Annotated in this window: 3 protein-coding genes; 2 read left to right on the top strand and 1 reads right to left on the bottom strand. The window is 32.7% G+C overall.

All coding sequences use genetic code 11. The features are described 5' to 3' along the window. The first annotated feature begins 181 nt into the window (after positions 1–181). Positions 182–1,378 (top strand): tyrosine-type recombinase/integrase, encoded by a 1,197-nt coding sequence (locus FTV03_RS17525; protein WP_180042390.1) that lies wholly within the window; start codon positions 182–184, stop codon positions 1,376–1,378. Positions 1,379–1,497: 119 nt separating this feature from the next. Next, positions 1,498–1,731 (top strand): transcriptional regulator, encoded by a 234-nt coding sequence (locus tag FTV03_RS17530; RefSeq protein ID WP_180042392.1) that lies wholly within the window; start codon positions 1,498–1,500, stop codon positions 1,729–1,731. A 224-nt stretch (positions 1,732–1,955) separates the two neighbouring features. On the opposite strand, the gene FTV03_RS17535 is transcribed toward FTV03_RS17530, so the two are convergent. After that, positions 1,956–2,186 carry a hypothetical protein gene (locus tag FTV03_RS17535; protein ID WP_180042394.1) on the bottom strand — a complete coding sequence of 77 codons (231 nt, stop codon included), beginning with the start codon at positions 2,184–2,186 and terminating at the stop codon, positions 1,956–1,958. Positions 2,187–2,333 lie beyond the last annotated feature (147 nt).

The following is a 2,333-nucleotide window of genomic DNA, read 5'->3' on the forward strand; positions in this document are numbered from 1 at the left end:
TTCCACTTTAGATATTTGTTTAAGATGAGATGTAACTCATTGAAATGTGTCATCATATTCGTCGTCAGAAAACAAGTATTATGCCATTATTTCAATGAGTTATCTTTTTTTGTCGTGTACAAAGTTAAAACTATAACTCAGGATACAAACGATTAATTCATGCAAGGAAAATCAATATATTATGACTAAAGCTAAACTTTTAACGGATGTAGCCTATTCTTCGAAAAAACCAAAGGATAAAGAATACCGAATTTCCGATATCCCCGGGCTTTACATGAGAGTTCAAACTTCTGGTAAAAAATCTTGGCAATATCGAATTAAAAATAGTGATGGTAAATGGACTTGGAGAGGATTAGGCCCCTACCCTGAAATTTCTGTTAAGGCTGCACGATCATTAGTATATAAATACGAAACTGGAGAAATTCAATTTGAATCTAAAAATGATCGATTAAAAAATGAAAAAATCGAACATGACAAATTATTTGGCTCACTATTGAATGAATGGATTGATACCAAAAAAAATACATGGGAGCCTTCAACTTTCAAAAAAGAAGTGCAATCAATCGAAAAACACATTTTACCGACTTTTTCTCATCGTAAATATGAAGATATTTCTTCTAGCGAATGGCTTTTATTTTTTCAAACTAAACAGCGTGAAGAAAAAATTTTCAATCGTATTGAGAAGCTGATTTCATATTGTAGAAATGCTTATGAGCTTGCTGTATTTAAAAATAAGACCAAATACAACCCACTTGCAGGCATTAATAAATTCTTAGACAAAAAAATCGCTAGTAACATGAAGCATGTTGGATTAAATGAATTGCCTCTTATGTTAGAAAGAATCAGAACATATAAATCCGAAACGATTAGCATCGGACTGGAATTGTTGATTTTAATGTTTCCACGACCTGGGGAATTGCGCCAAGCAAAATGGGAACAATTTAACTTCGAAGATAAAGTTTGGATTCGCCCTTCGGACATTATGAAGCGTGGTATTGAGCACGCAATCCCTCTTTCCAATCAAACCTTGCAATTACTTGAAAGGTTAAAACAAATATCAAATCGTGAAAGCAGTTATTTATTTCCGTCAAGAGACAGCATTAATAAACCCATTTCAAACTTAACCTTCAATGCAGCATTAAACAGATTAGGCTATTTCGGACAACAAAATCCCCATGGTTTCCGACACATTGCTAGTACGCATTTAAATGATCATTTTAGCGATCGAGAACAAGTTATTGAAGCCGCTTTATCTCATCTCAAGAATGGAGTGAAAGGTGCCTACGATAAAGGTGCTCATTTACGTGAAAGAGTAGAAATTATGCAATTTTGGTCTGATCTAATTTATGAATTATCTGGTCCAAGGAACTTTAAATAGTTCCTTATAGGTTAATTTATAGACTTATTTGAATATTTTTGCATTTATTTAACGTACGACAAATTATTTTTTCAAGTAGTGATATTCTCGCTTCAATTAAATCGAAGCAGGATATTAAAATGCCTCCATTTTTATTCGATAAAGAAAGTACATCACTTGTTCCGTTACGCATTACTCGAAAAGATGTATGTAAGTTGCTTAGTATTTCGCTCAATCAATTACGCAAGATTTCTCTTGCTGATGAAACATTTCCAGCATGCATTAAAAGCGGAACCAGTAGACAAGCTGGTGTATATTATGACTATGATGAAATAAAAAATTGGCACTTCCGAAAGTTAGAGGAAAGAGAATAATAAACCGATAAAGATTGAGTAAAATTAGCTCAAATTTAAACTGACAGCTGCTATTAAATTAGGGAACTGTCAGATTAGATTTGAGCTACTACATTTCAAGCGTGAATTTTAATTTTTTGATTGGAACATGCTCTCGAATATTTGACTCCGCAAACTCGGTACGGTTCACTGGCAGCAACTATTGAATATGGGTAACTGTCAGATCGGTTTTGAGATAGTACAGTTTATTCAACATCTATTCGAATTACTTTTACATTAGCTTTTTTAATATTATTTACTGCACTTTCAATAGCTAAATCGAGTGTTTTAGATTCTCTTGAAAACTCTAGATATAAATTTTTATTGATTGAACATACAAGCGCATCATCACACCCTGCCTCATATAGCCTATCTTCAAAACCATTATGTGATGCATTCAGATCGACTATATGTATTGTAAAGCTAAATTTTTTCATAACTTAAAATCTCTGATTGATACTTCTATAGGACTTACGCATTGACTGATTCAAAAAAGTATTAAAATACTTTATAAAGTATCTGTGATCAGACGAATTAAACATGCTTCTACAGCAACTTGTACATTACCCATTTATATGGGCTTT

Source organism: Acinetobacter sp. YH12218 (assembly GCF_013417925.1).
GTDB lineage: Bacteria > Pseudomonadota > Gammaproteobacteria > Pseudomonadales > Moraxellaceae > Acinetobacter > Acinetobacter amyesii.

Coding starts and splice junctions, on each gene's coding strand:
- FTV03_RS17525 (WP_180042390.1), top strand. CDS start 182: ATGACTAAAGCTAAACTTTTAACGGATGTAGCCTATTCTTCGAAAAAA.
- FTV03_RS17530 (WP_180042392.1), top strand. CDS start 1,498: ATGCCTCCATTTTTATTCGATAAAGAAAGTACATCACTTGTTCCGTTA.
- FTV03_RS17535 (WP_180042394.1), bottom strand. CDS start 2,186: ATGAAAAAATTTAGCTTTACAATACATATAGTCGATCTGAATGCATCA.